The organism is Paenibacillus sp. sgz302114, assembly GCF_056120345.1.
Genome location: NZ_JBVYOI010000001.1, coordinates 619,029 through 634,367 on the forward strand (window position 1 = coordinate 619,029; position 15,339 = coordinate 634,367).

General features: G+C 50.8%; 18 protein-coding genes. 13 read left to right on the plus strand and 5 right to left on the minus strand.

Going from position 1 to position 15,339, the window contains the following annotated elements; genetic code table 11:
- Positions 1-2 precede the first annotated feature (2 nt).
- Positions 3-203, minus strand: coding sequence for a spore germination protein GerPB (locus AC0LWF_RS02870; protein WP_090573028.1), 201 nt, complete (start codon positions 201-203; stop codon positions 3-5).
- Complete coding sequence (locus tag AC0LWF_RS02875) at positions 203-439, minus strand: spore germination protein (protein ID WP_474650051.1); 237 nt, start codon at positions 437-439, stop codon at positions 203-205. Before AC0LWF_RS02875 ends, AC0LWF_RS02870 begins: the two co-directional genes overlap by 1 nt.
- Positions 440-596: 157 nt before the next feature.
- On the opposite strand from AC0LWF_RS02875, the gene AC0LWF_RS02880 reads away from it, so the two are divergent.
- From AC0LWF_RS02880 to gndA, 4 genes are all read left to right on the plus strand, one after another.
- Positions 597-1,022 (plus strand): Hsp20/alpha crystallin family protein, encoded by a 426-nt coding sequence (locus AC0LWF_RS02880; protein ID WP_474650052.1) that lies wholly within the window; start codon positions 597-599, stop codon positions 1,020-1,022.
- Between the two features lie 125 nt (positions 1,023-1,147).
- Positions 1,148-1,348 (plus strand): hypothetical protein, encoded by a 201-nt coding sequence (locus AC0LWF_RS02885; protein ID WP_474650053.1) that lies wholly within the window; start codon positions 1,148-1,150, stop codon positions 1,346-1,348.
- Between the two features lie 334 nt (positions 1,349-1,682).
- Entirely contained in the window at positions 1,683-2,279 is a 597-nt protein-coding gene (locus tag AC0LWF_RS02890) for a hypothetical protein (RefSeq protein ID WP_474650054.1), read from the plus strand.
- A 228-nt stretch (positions 2,280-2,507) separates the two neighbouring features.
- Complete coding sequence (gndA, locus tag AC0LWF_RS02895) at positions 2,508-3,920, plus strand: NADP-dependent phosphogluconate dehydrogenase (protein ID WP_474650055.1); 1,413 nt, start codon at positions 2,508-2,510, stop codon at positions 3,918-3,920.
- Here the strand turns inward: gndA and AC0LWF_RS02900 are convergent.
- Positions 3,901-4,203, minus strand: coding sequence for a hypothetical protein (locus AC0LWF_RS02900; protein ID WP_090573034.1), 303 nt, complete (start codon positions 4,201-4,203; stop codon positions 3,901-3,903). The genes gndA and AC0LWF_RS02900 overlap by 20 nt on opposite strands.
- Before the next feature lie 168 nt (positions 4,204-4,371).
- Here AC0LWF_RS02900 and AC0LWF_RS02905 point away from each other — a divergent pair, with 168 nt between their 5' ends.
- The 5 genes from AC0LWF_RS02905 (at position 4,372) to ptsP (ending at position 10,506) form a co-directional block, all read left to right on the plus strand.
- Positions 4,372-4,893 (plus strand): shikimate kinase, encoded by a 522-nt coding sequence (locus tag AC0LWF_RS02905; protein WP_474650455.1) that lies wholly within the window; start codon positions 4,372-4,374, stop codon positions 4,891-4,893.
- 33 nt (positions 4,894-4,926) lie between these two features.
- A complete protein-coding gene (gene aroA / locus AC0LWF_RS02910) occupies positions 4,927-6,219 on the plus strand; it encodes a 3-phosphoshikimate 1-carboxyvinyltransferase (RefSeq protein WP_474650056.1) in 1,293 nt (430 codons plus the stop codon).
- A 59-nt stretch (positions 6,220-6,278) separates the two neighbouring features.
- Positions 6,279-6,713, plus strand: a complete 435-nt coding sequence (locus AC0LWF_RS02915) for a CoA-binding protein (protein WP_474650057.1) — start codon at positions 6,279-6,281, stop codon at positions 6,711-6,713.
- Between the two features lie 131 nt (positions 6,714-6,844).
- Positions 6,845-8,728: a glucose PTS transporter subunit IIA gene (locus tag AC0LWF_RS02920; protein WP_474650058.1), complete on the plus strand. Its 1,884-nt coding sequence runs from the start codon at positions 6,845-6,847 to the stop codon at positions 8,726-8,728.
- Complete coding sequence (ptsP, locus tag AC0LWF_RS02925; RefSeq protein ID WP_474650059.1) at positions 8,725-10,506, plus strand: phosphoenolpyruvate--protein phosphotransferase; 1,782 nt, start codon at positions 8,725-8,727, stop codon at positions 10,504-10,506. Before AC0LWF_RS02920 ends, ptsP begins: the two co-directional genes overlap by 4 nt.
- Positions 10,507-10,557: 51 nt before the next feature.
- On the opposite strand, the gene AC0LWF_RS02930 is transcribed toward ptsP, so the two are convergent.
- Positions 10,558-11,064: a type 1 glutamine amidotransferase domain-containing protein gene (locus tag AC0LWF_RS02930; RefSeq protein ID WP_474650456.1), complete on the minus strand. Its 507-nt coding sequence runs from the start codon at positions 11,062-11,064 to the stop codon at positions 10,558-10,560.
- A gap of 376 nt (positions 11,065-11,440) precedes the next feature.
- On the opposite strand from AC0LWF_RS02930, the gene AC0LWF_RS02935 reads away from it, so the two are divergent.
- From AC0LWF_RS02935 to AC0LWF_RS02950, 4 genes are all read left to right on the plus strand, one after another.
- Positions 11,441-11,863 carry a hypothetical protein gene (locus tag AC0LWF_RS02935; protein ID WP_474650060.1) on the plus strand — a complete coding sequence of 141 codons (423 nt, stop codon included), beginning with the start codon at positions 11,441-11,443 and terminating at the stop codon, positions 11,861-11,863.
- A 23-nt stretch (positions 11,864-11,886) separates the two neighbouring features.
- A complete protein-coding gene (ytxJ, locus tag AC0LWF_RS02940) occupies positions 11,887-12,243 on the plus strand; it encodes a bacillithiol system redox-active protein YtxJ (protein ID WP_474650061.1) in 357 nt (118 codons plus the stop codon).
- A gap of 70 nt (positions 12,244-12,313) precedes the next feature.
- Positions 12,314-13,318, plus strand: coding sequence for a catabolite control protein A (gene ccpA, locus AC0LWF_RS02945; RefSeq protein WP_474650062.1), 1,005 nt, complete (start codon positions 12,314-12,316; stop codon positions 13,316-13,318).
- A 6-nt stretch (positions 13,319-13,324) separates the two neighbouring features.
- Positions 13,325-14,029 (plus strand): 5'-methylthioadenosine/adenosylhomocysteine nucleosidase, encoded by a 705-nt coding sequence (locus tag AC0LWF_RS02950; RefSeq protein WP_474650063.1) that lies wholly within the window; start codon positions 13,325-13,327, stop codon positions 14,027-14,029.
- 98 nt (positions 14,030-14,127) lie between these two features.
- On the opposite strand, the gene AC0LWF_RS02955 is transcribed toward AC0LWF_RS02950, so the two are convergent.
- Positions 14,128-15,306: an acetoin utilization protein AcuC gene (locus tag AC0LWF_RS02955; protein WP_474650064.1), complete on the minus strand. Its 1,179-nt coding sequence runs from the start codon at positions 15,304-15,306 to the stop codon at positions 14,128-14,130.
- Between the last annotated feature and the right edge of the window lie 33 nt (positions 15,307-15,339).

Here is a 15,339-nt window from a genome sequence, read left to right on the forward strand (position 1 = left end):
CGTTATCGTGGATTCGGCAGCGGCACGAAATTCAGCGGGTTCTCCTCGACCTGCGGCGCCGCCTCGGCAAATCCACCTGAATTGTACAGCTGTGACAAGGACGAGATGGACCCCGCCGTCCCGACTTGCAGGACGGAGGAGTTCGCCACACTGTCAACCCTTAGCTGATGAATTGTAATGGTCTGATGAACGGTGATATTCATTAGACGTTCACTCCAGTAGCCACTTCATTGCTCGTATTGTCTTGGAAGTCAGGATCGTTCGTATTCGTTGCACTGACGGCGTTGTTGGAGTTCGTGAGGCCGCCTGTTAAGAACGAGCCTGCTCCAGCATACGTTTTGGATGAACTTGACGGGGAAATTTGGACGGAATCGCCAAATTGAACGACGGCGCTTGAGCCGACGCTGATCACTTTAACGAAGCCAACGATTGCGGGCATTGCACAGTCACTCCTAACCTGATCTTTCAGCGCGGGATATGACATCTTATGCGGCAAATGCCCAGTTGTTCCATCACGGAACGGGTTGTGCCCATCTAAAACGAAAATGCATATGATGTAGGCGACAAGGTTTATGGTGCTGGAGGTGTGGATGGGAATGGCAGGGGATTGGGAGGAGCTGGAGCAGTGGATGGAGACGCAGCAGCTGCCTAAGGGCTTCGATATCTTTAAGCAATCGGATTGGATCGAGAATTATGTTCGCAAAATGATGAATAAAGCGCTGCCTGCCGCTTCAACTGCGCTGAAGCCGACGGCGGCGAATATATTGGAGACGAAACGGCATGTGATTGTTACTTATCCGCTTGGAGAAGCGGCTGATCTGGGGGCGCTGAAGCTGCTCGTGAAGGAGGATCGTGTCAAGCTTAGCGGGATAGGCGGCAGTGAGAGCGAGGTAGTCCGGCTGCCGAAGCTCGTGCTACCGCGTTCGTGCATCGCTGAGTATGACGGCGCAGTTCTGAAGATTAAGCTGAAGAAACGACCGCCAAGCAAAAGAACGCACATTGCTTCTATTCATGGGCTCTGATCCGAGGCAGCATATTATAGAAGAAAATTCACGAATTTGACTGATCTTACCGCTCTCAGGCGCTGGCGATAGCTGTCGATATTGGCGTATAATGCGAGTATAGACTTGCATAGGGAGTGTTTTATTTGACACTGGTTGACGTTAGCCAAATTTCTGCGGCGCTGTTCGTTTTAGGTGCTGTGTTTATCTTGCTTTTCTTCTCGCTGCTCAGTCTCGGGGTTCTCAAGATGTTCCAGCAGCGTTTTCGTGCAGGTGTATACAGCTTCATTGGTGCCGTAGTTAGCGGCGTAACATTCGGTATTATTCTTGCCAATTGGTCTTTCTAAAGTCAGGTAGGCCGCTAGCAATATTGCTTTCAAATAAGCTGTCCCGGCGACTGTGATCAAGCAGTCCTGGGGCAGCTTTTTTCATTTCATTATATAGTTCATGTACATAAATGGCATGGTCTCTACAATGATTCCGCGAAACGGTAGCTATTACCGTTAGAAGAAGATAAATGCCGTTTGCGCGTAAATAAATTGTTGTCCAATTGGGCTCGAAATGGCTAAAAATAGTCAATAATCCAAGTTGCCAGAACATAAGATGAAGTATAAGATAATCATATGAGAGAATATTCAGAACATTTCGTCAAATGAATCCATACGAAGGGAGGGCTTGCCGATGAACAAAAGTTACGAAGTGGAGTACTGCAATTTGGAGCTGCGATTCGACCGCCGGCAAATCCAAAATCTTATTCGGGATTTGATACAGGAGGGATATTCGCTTTATTGGAGCGAGACGGATGTCTATTTTCTCATATCGGTCCGGAGCGGCCGCAAGCTGGTGAAACTGCGGTTTCAGCGGGTTCGGGGTCGTTACAAAATTATCGGGGATTATCTGATTAAAGATGAGAAGCTGTCGGATTTGCTCGAGAAGTTAATCAATGATACACGCGGTCATGCTGTCGTCAAGCGGTTTAAAGACAGACAAATTGTTATTGAGAGCATTATGTTTGGTGAGATTATTCGTTTAGTGGAGGTGTCCGGCATGGAACATCGTATCATTTATCAAAAGAAACCTTTTGTTACGGTGGAGGAAGTGATTCAAGCCTTTCAGTCGAAGAGGGCTGAGGAGCGGGCTTCAGTGCTGCGGTTTGAGCTTGATTATGAGCTATCCGTCCTCCACGAAGCAATAACGGATGGGCGCGAAGATGTTATGGCGCAGTCCAAGGAGCGACTACAATCCCTTAGAACTGAGATGATCCAGCTTGAGCTTTGATATAACCAGAATAAAGGCAATCGAATAAACCTCCGGAGCGTTCGCGTTTCCGGGGGTTTATTTTGTGCTATTCGCAATCTTTCACACTGTCATCGACAATTTTTATGGGGCACATGGTTTTCATTCCCGGCTAAAAAGAGTAAAATGGGAATATTGTATGTGAAAACTTGCCTCTACAGGCAATGCAGTTGTTACTACTATTAAAGAGAAAAGGTGTGGAGTAACCATATGTCTAAACAACAAATCGGCGTTATCGGTCTTGCGGTCATGGGCAAGAACCTAGCATTGAACATTGAAAGCAGAGGATTTACCGTTTCGGTATTTAACCGTTCCCGTGAGAAGACTGACGATCTATTGAATGAATCGGCTGGCAAAAACCTGGTCGGTACATACTCAATCGAAGAGTTTGTAGCTTCCCTTGAAGTACCTCGCAAAATTCTGATCATGGTACAAGCTGGCGCTGGTACAGATGCAACTATCGACGCACTCGTTCCTCACCTGACAGAAGGCGACATCATCATCGACGGCGGTAACGCATACTTCCCTGATACGGTTCGCCGCAGCAAAGCGCTTGAGGAGAAAGGCTTCCGCTTCATCGGCACTGGCGTATCTGGCGGCGAAGAAGGCGCGCTGAAAGGACCGTCCATCATGCCTGGCGGCCAAGAGTCTGCTTATAAATTGGTTGAGCCAATTCTAACTGCAATCTCCGCGAAAGTTGGCGGCGACGCTTGCTGCACATACATCGGTCCAGACGGTGCTGGTCACTACGTGAAGATGGTTCATAACGGCATCGAATACGGCGACATGCAGCTGATCTGCGAAGCGTACGATCTGCTAAACCGTGTTCTTGGCGTTAGCACGGAAGAGCTTCACTCGATCTTCACAGAGTGGAACAAAGGCGAGCTCGACAGCTACCTGATCGAGATTACAGCTGACATCTTCTCCAAATACGATCCAGAAACAAACAAGCCAATGGTTGACGTTATCCTCGACTCCGCTGGCCAGAAGGGTACAGGCAAATGGACGAGCCAAAGCTCGCTTGATCTTGGCGTGCCTTTGTCCATCATTACTGAATCTGTATTCTCCCGTTTCTTGTCCGCACTGAAGGACGAGCGCGTAGCGGCTAGCAAGCTGCTGAAAGGACCGCAAACTGCGCCTTACCAAGGCGACAAAGCGGCATTCATCGAAGCGGTTCGCAAAGCGCTGTTCGCAAGTAAAATTTGCTCGTACGCACAAGGCTTCGCTCAAATGCGCGCAGCAAGCGACGAGTACGACTGGAACCTGCGTTACGGCGACATCGCGATGATCTTCCGCGGCGGCTGCATCATCCGTGCAGGCTTCCTGCAGAACATCAAGGACGCGTACGACCGCGATCCAGGCCTTACAAACCTGCTGCTCGACAGCTACTTCCAAGAAATCGTGGAATCTTACCAAGGTGCATGGCGCGAAGTAATCGCAACGGCAGTTACGCAAGGTATTCCGGTACCGGCATTTGCAAGCGCGCTGTCCTACTATGACAGCTACCGCACAGAGCGTCTGCCTGCGAACCTGCTTCAAGCGCAGCGCGACTACTTCGGCGCTCACACGTTCAAACGTGTGGACAAAGAAGGTTCATTCCACTTCAATTGGATTCAATCTTAAGACCTGTAATGACATCTTGCAGACAGCGGCGCATTCGGTCGGCTTCAACGCCGCCCCAGCCGCTGCGCTGCTTCAGTAGAATCAATGACGCTTCGGCGAAGCTTTGAAATTTCTTTAATAGGAGTGGCTGAGGGAGACTGAGTAATTCAGGCGCTTCATCAGCCACTTTCTTTTTCATAAACTCAAGTGTCCATATCACATCTTCGGATGAAATCGGGTAATCCGGATTAAAGATGCGGTTTACACGGTACTGGACGGAGAACGGTTCGGGGATCGCTGCCATTGCACATGTCACTCCTCATCTAATTAGTATGCTTCTTAGTACTATCAACTCTACGGTTGATTGAACTTTTTTATACCGGATATTCTTGAATAATGGTATAATCGTGGGAAATGTTTTTGAATGCAGGTTTACGCTTTCAAAAGGCAGGGGAAGGTGTTTCGAGTGAGCATGGAAAAGCCGCGCCAACATGTAGCCCTCATCGGGTTTATGGGCACAGGCAAATCAACGGTCAGCAAGGAGCTTGCGGCACGTCTAAACTGCGGCGTCATCGATATTGATGCGGAGATCGTACGGCGCGAATGCGCTTCGATCGCTGATATCTTCGAGACACGCGGCGAGGCGGAGTTCCGAGCAGCGGAGACAGCAGCGCTCGCTGACGTCATAGACCGCGATGAACCTCTCGTTATCGCAACTGGCGGAGGCGCAGTACTGGCAGAGCATAATCGGAAGCTAATGCTTGAGGGCAGTTTCGTGGTGTCGCTCAAAGCAGACCCTTCGCAAATTATTGCGCGTGTCAGCCAGGACCCGGACCGTCCGCTGCTGCAAGGCGATGTTGCAGGCCGGGTGTATAAGCTGCTTGAGGATCGGAAGCATGCGTATGATTTTGCCCATTTGTCTATAGACACCACTCATCTTACTGTGCAAGAAGTAGTCGATCAAATCGAGCAAGGCTTGAAGCTGCGCTTGTAAATTTACACCTACATAAAGGAGACGACTTTAACGATGGATGTACGCGTAACCCCAACACCAAGACTGCAAGGCGAGCTGCAAGCACTTTCTTCAAAGAACTATACGACACGCTACCTGCTTGTCGCTGCACTGGCAGAAGGAACAAGCACCATTTATTATCCGGCTCACAGCGAAGACAGTGACGCGATGCGTCGTTGTATCCGCGATCTTGGTGCTGTCATCGAAGAAGACGAAGAGAAAATTACAATTACCGGTTTCGGACGCAACCCGAAGGATGTTAAAGAGCTTGATGTTGGCAATGCTGGCGCTGTACTTCGCTTCTTAATGGCAATTGCTGCTCTTGCTCCAGATGTCACCTTCATTAACCGCTACCCTGACTCGCTGGGCAAGCGCCCGCACGATGACCTAATTGTTGCACTCGATCAAATCGGCGTTGATGTGGAGCATAACAGCGGTAAGCTGCCAATCACAATTCGCGGTGGACAAGCTAAAGGTGGTAAGATTCAAGTAAGCGGCAATGTCAGCTCGCAGTTCCTCAGCGCACTGCTGTTCTTGACACCGCTGCTTGAAGAGGATAGCGAGATTGAAGTGCTCCATGACCTCAAATCCAAAGTTGTCGTCGGCCAAACGCTTGAAGTATTGGCGCAAGCCGGCATCGTTATCGAAGCTTCTGAAGATCTCATGCATTACAAGGTTAAAGGCGGCCAGAAGTACGAGGCGAAGAAGTACGTCGTACAAGGCGACTATCCTGGCTCCGCGGCCATTCTTGCAGCTGCTGCAGTAACCGAGTCCGATGTGATCCTGCACCGTTTGGAAGAGAACAGCAAGCAAGGCGAGCGTGCAATTGTTGACGTGCTTCGCATGATGGAAGTGCCGCTTACGCATAAAGACGGCATCGTACACGTGAAGGGCAATGGCAAGCTGAAAGCAGTCGAGTTCGACGGCGACAAGGCGACTGATGCGGTTCTGGCTATGGTTGCAGCTGCTGTGTTCGCGGAAGGAACTTCCCGGTTCTACGATGTGGAGAACCTTCGCTACAAGGAGTGCGACCGGATTACCGACTACTTGAACGAGCTTCGCAAAGCCGGTGCGAATGTGGAAGAGCGACAAGCAGAAATTATCGTCCACGGCCGTCCGGAAGGTGTTGAAGGCGGCGTTGAGATCAACGCGCATTATGACCACCGTGTTATTATGGCGTTGACGGTTGTTGGCCTTCGCGCGAAGCAGCCGCTTCGTATCCGCGATGCGCATCATGTGGCGAAGTCGTATCCGATCTTCTTCGATCACTTGAAAGCGCTCGGTGCGAACGTGGAATGGATTGAATAGGAAATAGGCTGTGTAAGCAGGCTAAGCGGGTACCCAATAGAAGAAGGGATGGTATTCACATGGCTTTTACTAATCCTTCACGCGATGAAATCAAACGCATTCTTGAAGAAACAACGACGATTGCTGTCGTCGGATTATCCGATAAGCCCGATCGCACCTCCTATATGGTGTCTGAGGCGATGAAGGCAAAGGGTTACCGGATCATTCCGGTTAATCCGAACGCTTCGGAGATTCTAGGAGAGACGAGTTACGCTTCGCTCAAAGATATTCCTTTTCCGATTGATGCGGTCAACGTCTTCCGCCGCAGCGAGCATACGCCGCCGGTTGCGGAAGAAGCAGCCGAGATCGGTGCAAAGACGCTATGGCTGCAGCTTGGCATTTACAATGATGAAGTCGCAGCAATAGCTGAACGCGCAGGCATGCAGCTCATTATGGATCGCTGCATTAAAGTAGAGGATTCCATACTGCTGCCGCACGGAAAAGCTAACTCTTAGCAGGCAGGTTGTCCACGTCAATATAATTTAGACGGACCATAATGGTCCGTCTTTTCTTTTGACAAAGGAGGAATGAACGCTTACGATCAAGAGTAGCAATCACGTCACAACAAACTTCAAGGAGGCAGCTTATGAACATAATGGGTCATCTGCAGCAGCTTGGCCGATCATTGATGCTGCCGACGATTGTATTGCCCGGTGCCGCTATTTTCCTCAGCCTTAGCGCGCTGCCATGGGCTTCGATTGGATTGCCCGACATGCAGACTCACCTGCAAGTTGCAGGTCACGCATTGTTTGCGTACTTGCCGTATTTGTTTGCGTTTGGCGTCGCGATGGGCATGACGAGCAATGCATTGACCGCAGGCCTGGCTGCTATCGCAGGGATGTTTATTTATACGAGCGTTATCAATGCGAGCCATTACGAGCTCGAACCAACGGTACTGACCGGAGTGCTCATCGGGCTCGTCACCAGTATCTTTAATGAAAGGTTCAAGTCTATAAAGTTTCCGGAATATATTCAATTCTTCGGTGGACCGAGGTTTATCCCGCTTGCCGTAAGCGTGTTCTCCACGCTGCTTGCAATTGTGATGGTCCAGATCGCGCCTTACATACATAACGGACTTATGGAGCTTGGCGATATCATCGAATCTGGCGGAGGCTTCGGCGTCTTCCTGTTCGGCTTCGTCCTGCGTATTCTTGTCGTCTTCGGCCTACATCATCTCGTCAGCCATGTATTTTGGTTCCAAGTTGGCGGCTATACGTCAGGGGACGGTTCGGTCGTGTTCGGTGATCTGCCTCGCTTCTTCGCAGGCGATCCGACTGCGGGCGGCTATATGGCAGGCTTGTACCCGACAATGATGTTCGCACTGCCCGCGATTGCTTTTGCCATTATTCATGAGGCACGTGAAGACTTGAAACCGAAGATCAAGAAGACGTTCATGATCGCTGCGCTTTCTTCTTTTTTAACAGGTGTGACGGAACCGATCGAATTTGCGTTTCTATTTGTAGCGCCATATTTGTTCGTCATCCATGCGCTTCTATCTGGTGCGATGATGTGGTTCACGTACGAGCTAGGCATTCGGCACGGCTTCTCGTTCTCGGCAGGAGCCATTGACTTCTTGATTAATGAGCATCTCGCAACCAGAGGCTGGCTGCTCATTCCGATCGGTCTCATATTCGGCTTGCTCTACTATGTCTTGTTCAGATGGGCGATTCACCGGTTTCAAATTCCGACGCCAGGCCGAGAGGAAGGCTCGCAGCTCGATGAATGGGCAGGAGATATTCCATACCGGGCACCGCTTATTCTGCAAGCGATTGGCGGCAAAGAAAACATCGTTCAGATGGAAGCCTGCATCACTCGACTTCGCCTGAAGGTTGGCAGCGACAAGCTCATTGACATTAACGCGCTCCGCCATCTAGGCGCAGCAGGTGTTATCCGGCTAGGCGGCGGCAACGTGCAGATCGTCTTTGGAACCTATTCCGAGCTGATACGGGAGGAAATGGACAAAGCGATACGAAGGGATATATCTAGAGTACTGTTCAGCGCACCGATGCAGGGCAGGATGATGCCGCTCTCCGAAGTGCCTGACCCGATCTTCTCCGGCAAGCTTGTCGGTGACGGTGTCGCATTCATGCCGGATAAGGGAGAGCTGGTCTCACCGGTAACGGGCAAGGTCATTCATATATACCCGACCAAGCATGCGATCGGCATTCGGACTGTGGAGGGGCTTGAAGTGCTGCTGCACATTGGCATCGATACATCGCAGCTGAAAGGGCAAGGCTTCGAAGCAATCGTGGAAGAAGGCGATCAGGTAAAGCCGGGTCAGCTCCTCATCACGTTTGATATGCAGAGAGTACGAAAAGGAAGCAAGTCGCTTGCGACACCAATGGTTATTACCAATTCGGATCTGGTAAGCTCCTGGAGCTTCGCCCCGTTCAAAGGGGTTAAGAAGGGTCAAGCTTCCGTCATGTCAGTTGTTCTAAAAGAGAGAAGCGGTGGAGGGGAAACAGCGTGATTCAAGGAATTGGGGCATCACCAGGCATCGCAATCGGGAAGGCGTTCGTCCTGCCGAATTGGGAATGGGATTTACCGGAGCAAAAGATCGACGTTGGCGACTTGGCACGTGAATTTGAAAGGTTGTATGAAGGTATTCGCACCTCCAAAGTCGAGATCGAGCAGATGAAGGATGAGCTGCGCGAGGTAGTCGGCCCAGAGGAAACGAGCATTTTTGACGCCCATATTGCTATTCTGGACGATCCCGTCTTTATGAATGAGATTCAAGGCATTATCCAGCGGCAATACAAAGCGGCAGAAGTTGCGGTGAAAGAAGCGATTGACCACTTCGTGACCATGTTCGACCTGCTCGATGATGAATATATGAAGGAACGTGCGCTCGATATTAAGGATGTCGGCAATCGACTGCTTAAGCATCTGCTAGGTGCGCCTGAAATTACGCTGCCTTCGGATACGCAGCCATTCATTCTTATTGCGAAGGAGCTGTCTCCTTCACAGCTCGCTCACTTGAACCCGAACCATGTTCTTGGCATCGCTACACTGGCAGGCAGCACGACTTCGCATTCGTCTATTATGGCGAGAGCGCTTGGCGTACCGCTCGTGGTCGGCATTGAATCGAAGCTGGAAGAAGCGATTCAGACAGGCGATATGCTCATCATTGATGGTGAGCTCGGCATCGTTATTTTGGAGCCGGAGCAACTCGCCGTGGAGCAGTATACAGAGAGGCAGCAGCTCCATCAGGAGAAGAAACAGCAGCTGCGTGGAATCGTTGGCGTGCAGCCGGTGACTAAGGACGGTAAGGAGCTGGAGCTGAGCGCGAATATTAGCTCGCTCAAGGAGCTGGAGGTCGCTCTGGCGAGCGGCACGAGCGGTGTTGGCCTGTTCCGTACCGAGTTTCTTTACATGGACCGCAGCAGGCTTCCGCGGGAAGAGGAGCAGTTCGAAGTATACCGCGGCGCTGCTGAGAAGCTCGATAATAAGCCGCTCATTATCCGTACGCTCGATATCGGCGGCGACAAGCAGCTGGATTACTTCGAGCTTCCGGAGGAGGAGAATCCGTTCCTCGGTTACAGGGCGATCCGAATCTGCCTCGATAAGCCATCCTTGTTCAAGACGCAGCTTCGTGCGATTCTACGAGCGAGCTATTATGGCAATGTGAAGATCATGTACCCGCTGATCTCATCTGTAGAAGAGGTTAGAGCGGCGAACAACTTGCTCGCGCAATGCAAGCAGGAGCTGCGCAATGAAGGGATCGGGTTCTCGGAGGAAATCGAGGTCGGCATTATGATTGAGCTTCCGGCCGCCGTCGTCCTCGCGGATATGCTGGCTGAGGAGGTCGACTTCTTCAGCATCGGCACGAATGATCTTATTCAGTTCACGCTCGCCGTCGACCGGATGAATGAACAAATTTCATATCTGTATGAGCCTTTTCATCCAGCCGTACTGCGTATGCTGAAGATGACGATAGAAGCGGCGAAGCGCGCAGGCATTCACGTTGGCGTCTGCGGCGAGATGGCAGGCGATCTGAAGGCGCTGCCGATCTGGCTGGCGCTCGACGTCGATGAGCTTAGCATGTCAGCTCAAGCGATACTGCCGGTCAAAGAGAAGTTGCTGACGCTTACTCAGCAAGCGAGCCGAGAAGTATTTGACCGGCTACTAGCGTGCAGAACAAGCCAGCAAATTCATGATATCCTTTCACCGCGGGCGATGAAAGCGGATAGTGAGAATAAACAGGCAGCTGAGCGCCAGCCAGCAGAGCCAACCAAACTGACCAAATAAAGAAAGGCGGCTTCCCCGATCATCGCGATCAAGGGAGCCGCCTTTTGTCTGTTATTGATTCTTCAAAGCGTCAACGAATGCTTTCGCATACGGAGGCAGATCCGGCGGACGCCGGGAAGAGATGATATGTCCATCCACGACAACAGGTGCATCAATCCAAGTTGCGCCTGCATTCTCCATATCGTCGCGAATGCCAGGCGTAGAAGTGACGTTGCGGCCTTGAAGGATTTTTGCTGAGATCAGAACCCAGCCTGCATGACAGATTTGGCCGATTGGCTTACCTGCCGCGTCCATTTCCTTCACGAGCTGCAGCACCTTCGGATAACGGCGGAGCTTGTCCGGCGCCCAACCTCCCGGAACGAGCAAACCGTCGATCTGACTGCCGTCAACCTCATCGAAGCTTAGATCCGCAGTTGCGGGAACGCCGTATTTGCCAATATGAGTCCGGTTCTTCTCCGGTCCTGCGAATAACACTTTAGCGCCTTCTTCACGAACGCGATAGACCGGATACCACAGCTCCAAATCCTCGAATTCGTCATCAAGCAAGCAGATAATCATTTTACCTTTTAATGACACATTCTTTCCTCCTCTAGCATGTGTAAAAGCTCCTACTTATTGTACCCTCCGGCGGTTCTGAGAAGCAAACCACACTGGTTGTAACATCCGAATGATGCAAAAATTACAACCTGCCGTAAAGCAGGACTTTTTTTGCAATAGGTCGAATATCATATTCGTCGAGTAACGCCTTTGAAACGTTAGCTTTTGCCTCCGAAGGTCGGACGGCGACAGCCGGTTTCACTTGAAATCCAAGAAAGTATTAGTTTTGAATATACTTTGCTTAGATTTCTCCGCGAACCGAAAGCTATTGCCGGAAAGACGGCGACAGCGGTTTCACTTGGGTGTTCTACTTGTTTAGGAGAAGGAGTGGACGATCTTGCTAAAACGCTGTTCTTGCGGCGACGATATGCCAATGAAGCTGCGTACTGTTGTATATTCGAATAAAGTTGAAATTGATAATGTACCGATATTCTCTTGTCGTTCCTGCAATCGCAGCGAAGTGTTTCCTGAAGTGAAGCCAGACCTTACGGGACTGATCGGCAAGCTAGGCGCTCACCCTGCAAAGCAGACGTTTCTGTTTAACGAGTGGAATGAATGGGCAAATTTGTTAGTAGAGGCTTACCATGATAAGAACGTGTCTGATCCGGTCATCATGCGGCGCATGACGGAAGAGCGCATCGATATGCTGCTTGATTTGTTCCAGGTTGCACAAGCTGCAGGTGATGCAGAGTGGACAGCAGATATACATAAGCGGCTTGCACAGCTTAGCCGGAGTCTGCTTCAATATGGAAGGCGATAGAGGAAGGGAGCGGGGACTAGCTTATGGAGCTGCCCTCACCAATCACAACGATCGAGCAGTGGGAAGCAGCTTACGCGGCTGCTGCTACAGAACCGCTGCTCATTTTTAAGCACAGCACGACCTGTTCCATTAGTAGCGGTGCTTATGAAGAACTGTCGAACTGGCTAGAGGATGCAAAGAAGATATCCTTCCACATTATTATGGTGCTCGTACCAGAGAGCCGCCAAGTTTCGAATGCGGTTTCAGAGAAACTCGGCGTGAAGCACGAGTCGCCTCAGCTTCTCTTTGTCCAGGATGGAAGTGTCTCCTGGCATGCTTCTCACTGGCGGATTACCTACTCAACATTAGATGAGCATCTCGGGACACATTGCGAAAAGTAATATTTTGTCGTATCATTACGGTAAAGTAGTGCGGTGCGAGAACAAATTTGAGTTAATGGAGAGAAGGACCGTGACAGTAACCATTTATGATGTAGCAAGAGAAGCCGGCGTATCGATGGCGACTGTTTCCCGGGTTGTGAATAACAATCCGAACGTAAAGCCACAGACCCGTAAGAAAGTATTTGAAGCTATTGAACGTCTTGGCTATCGTCCAAACGCAGTAGCGCGCGGACTTGCAAGCAAGAAGACAACGACAGTTGGTGTCGTTATTCCTGATATTTCGAATGCAATCTTCGCCGAAGTTGCACGCGGCATTGAAGATATCGCGAATATGTATCATTACAATATTATTCTTTGTAATGCTGATAAGAAGAAAGATAAAGAGATTCGCGTTATTAACACGTTGCTTGAGAAGCAAGTGGACGGGCTGTTGTTTATGGGCGGCGCTGTAACGGAAGACCATCTGCAAGCATTTAAGACAGCGAATGTGCCGATCGTTCTCTGTGCGACTACAGATGAGCAAGGCATAATTCCTTCGGTTGATATCGACCACGAGAGTGCTGCTTTTGATGCGGTACAAGCTCTTATTCGGGCTGGACATACACGCATTGCGATGATTTGCGGCACGCTTCAGGATCCGGCGAACGGCTATGCGCGTTTCCAAGGCTACAAGCGTGCGCTTGAAGTTGCTGGCTTGCCATATGATGAGTCACTCGTTCGTATCGGCAATTACCGCTATGAATCCGGCGTAGACGCGATGAAATATTTTTTGGAGCTAGACGAACGTCCAACAGCTGTATTCTCCGCGACGGATGAGATGGCAATTGGCGCGATTCACTGCATCCAGGATGCAGCACTTAAAGTGCCTGACAATTTCTCCGTCATCAGCGTGGATAACAGCCGCATGGCGTCGATGGTGCGTCCGCAGCTAACTGCTGTTGCGCAGCCAATGTATGACATCGGTGCGGTATCGATGCGTCTATTGACGAAGCTAATGAAGAAGGAAGCGGTTGACAACGCGCGCGTTATTCTACCGCATGAAATTGTGAACCGTCAGTCGGTAGGGAGCATATAAGCAATTATGACAACGAAGTATCACAAGATAGGCATTATCGGTGCCATGGTGGAAGAGATTGAACTGCTGCACAAGCATGTTGATAAGACAGGCTCGTTCGTGAAAGCAGGTATTGAATATGTAGAAGGCACGCTGCACGGTCGTCAAATTGTATTCTGCAAATCAGGCGTTGGTAAAGTCAATGCAGCTGTTTGCACGCAGCTTCTAATTGATGCGGGTGTGGAATGTGTGTTGTTCACTGGTGTTGCAGGCGCGGTTGACCCGAGCTTGAACATTGGAGACATCGTTGTGTCGACGTCTTGCTTGCAGCATGATATGGACGTGACAGCGCTTGGCTTCGCTCGCGGTCAGATCCCGTTCCAGGACGTTTGGGAATTTGAGGCGGCTCCGAATCTGGTCGAGTTGGCTACGAGTGCGGCGGAGAAGCTGTTCCCTGGCCGCAGCGCAAAGGGTAAAGTGCTCTCCGGCGATCAATTCGTATCCTCGAGAGAAACGGTAAAAGCGCTGCATGATGAGCTAAGCGGTGCATGTACGGAGATGGAAGGCGCGGCACTTGCGCAAGTCTGTGTCATGAATAAAGTACCGTTCGTCGTCATTCGCTCGATGTCGGACAAGGCAGACGGCTCCGCACATGTGAACTTTGCGGAATTCACGGTACAAGCTTCGGTGAATTCACATTCCATTATTGATGAAATGATCCAACATATGTAGGGAGCGGCTTACGAATAATAAACCGCTTGATTAATGATAAAGGCAGCTGTGCATCTTGTTCCTATCCGGAACGGATGTGAGCTGCCTTTTGGTTTACTTCAGAGCCCCTGAATCGCGAGTGAAGCGACATCGCGGTTACGCGCTTCAATTTCGCTTCTGCGGGGGATCGGCTGCCAGAGGTGTGAATCATCCAGCCAATGGGTCGGCAGCTCTTCAGGGCTGCTTGCAGACCAGCTATCGAGCCAAGCTTGCGGTAGTGGCTCATTGCCAGTCTGCTCGCGAAGCTGTTTAGCGATGGGATGGTCGGTCATCTCGAGCCATACGAGCGCCCAAGCGCGCGGAACGACACGCCAGATGTCATAGCCGCCGCCGCCGACTGCGATCCAGCGTCCGTCTGTGTAACAGTGAGCAAGCTGATGGATAAGTGCAGGCATAGCTTGATAGATTCGCATACTGCAGTGAATATGCGATAACGGATCATAAGCATGAGCGTCACAGCCATGCTGGCTGACGATGACATCCGGCTTGAATACTTGAGTGACCTTCTCGATCGTTGCGGCGAAGCTCGCAAGCCAAGACTCATCCTCAGTGTATGGCTCAACTGGCACATTAATGGTTGTTCCGTAGCCAGCGTCGATGCCGCGCTCTGAGACGAAGCCCGTGCCAGGGAATAAATATTTGCCTGTCTCGTGAATGGAATAAGTACAGACGTCAGGATCGGCATAGAACGTCCACTGAACGCCGTCGCCATGATGGACGTCAGTGTCGATATACAGGACGCGCGCTCCGTACTGCTTGCGAATGTGAGCGATCGCGATAGCCGCGTCATTATAAACGCAGAAGCCGGCACCACGCTCTGGAAAAGCATGATGCAGCCCGCCAGCCATATGGTACGCGTGATTGGCTTGTCCGCTCATCACGAGATCGGCAGCTAGCACTGAACCTCCGACGATGGCTGCCGTTGCTTCGTGCATACCGGGGAAGAATGGTGTATCATCCGTATTCAGCCCATATACAGCAGCTCGATTGATGGCTACCGCATCAGGCTTCTCTGCGCTTAACAAGCGCACAGCGTCAATATAATCAGGGCGATGGACCAGCTTCAGCAGCTCGTCATCCGCAGTGGCAGGGTATCTGTATTGGGAATCGTTTAGCGAATTCGCCGCCTGGAGAAGGCTATGCGTGAGCGTTAAACGCATCGGGTCGAACGGATGGTCCTTGTTAAATTTGTACCGGCTTGCATCTTGATGATGGATATAAACGGCGTTGTCCGTCATAATGCGTCTTTCGCTTCCTTTCTACGGTCTGCT

Bases quoted from the DNA above. Each gene is read 5' to 3' on its own strand.
- AC0LWF_RS02870 (WP_090573028.1), bottom strand. From the start codon at position 203: ATGAATATCACCGTTCATCAGACCATTACAATTCATCAGCTAAGGGTT.
- AC0LWF_RS02875 (WP_474650051.1), bottom strand. From the start codon at position 439: ATGCCCGCAATCGTTGGCTTCGTTAAAGTGATCAGCGTCGGCTCAAGC.
- AC0LWF_RS02880 (WP_474650052.1), top strand. From the start codon at position 597: ATGGCAGGGGATTGGGAGGAGCTGGAGCAGTGGATGGAGACGCAGCAG.
- AC0LWF_RS02890 (WP_474650054.1), top strand. From the start codon at position 1,683: ATGAACAAAAGTTACGAAGTGGAGTACTGCAATTTGGAGCTGCGATTC.
- gndA (WP_474650055.1), top strand. From the start codon at position 2,508: ATGTCTAAACAACAAATCGGCGTTATCGGTCTTGCGGTCATGGGCAAG.
- AC0LWF_RS02900 (WP_090573034.1), bottom strand. From the start codon at position 4,203: ATGGCAGCGATCCCCGAACCGTTCTCCGTCCAGTACCGTGTAAACCGC.
- AC0LWF_RS02905 (WP_474650455.1), top strand. From the start codon at position 4,372: ATGGAAAAGCCGCGCCAACATGTAGCCCTCATCGGGTTTATGGGCACA.
- aroA (WP_474650056.1), top strand. From the start codon at position 4,927: ATGGATGTACGCGTAACCCCAACACCAAGACTGCAAGGCGAGCTGCAA.
- AC0LWF_RS02915 (WP_474650057.1), top strand. From the start codon at position 6,279: ATGGCTTTTACTAATCCTTCACGCGATGAAATCAAACGCATTCTTGAA.
- AC0LWF_RS02920 (WP_474650058.1), top strand. From the start codon at position 6,845: ATGAACATAATGGGTCATCTGCAGCAGCTTGGCCGATCATTGATGCTG.
- AC0LWF_RS02930 (WP_474650456.1), bottom strand. From the start codon at position 11,064: ATGATTATCTGCTTGCTTGATGACGAATTCGAGGATTTGGAGCTGTGG.
- ytxJ (WP_474650061.1), top strand. From the start codon at position 11,887: ATGGAGCTGCCCTCACCAATCACAACGATCGAGCAGTGGGAAGCAGCT.
- AC0LWF_RS02950 (WP_474650063.1), top strand. From the start codon at position 13,325: ATGACAACGAAGTATCACAAGATAGGCATTATCGGTGCCATGGTGGAA.
- AC0LWF_RS02955 (WP_474650064.1), bottom strand. From the start codon at position 15,306: ATGACGGACAACGCCGTTTATATCCATCATCAAGATGCAAGCCGGTAC.